This is a genomic window from Tepidibacillus infernus, from assembly GCF_048898065.1.
Taxonomy (GTDB): Bacteria; Bacillota; Bacilli; order Tepidibacillales; family Tepidibacillaceae; genus Tepidibacillus_B; species Tepidibacillus_B infernus.
On the sequence record NZ_JBLWFI010000072.1, the window covers coordinates 1 to 255 of the forward strand.

Genomic DNA, 255 nt, shown 5'->3' on the forward strand with positions numbered 1-255 from the left:
CGAAATTTTGCCCATTTGTAATGGGTTAAGTTAAGCGGTAGTGTACTTGAATCAATGATCTTTAATGGCATGTTCTTTCTATTTTTAAAGTGGATTTGTTGAATTTGATAAACAAGATCCATGAATATAGTTGAAAGAATTTCTGGATTGATTTCATTGTTTTTTCGTGATAATTGAGAGGCACTTATCGATTCAAATCCAAGTGTTTTTTGCAGATCTTCATTAAGTAGTGCATCACTCATGGCTTGTAAACTC

At 32.2% G+C, this 255-nt stretch carries 1 pseudogene; it reads right to left on the bottom strand.

The window, feature by feature from the left end:
• Window positions 1-255: pseudogene (locus TEPIDINF_RS15050) on the bottom strand (IS4 family transposase); the annotation flags it as partial.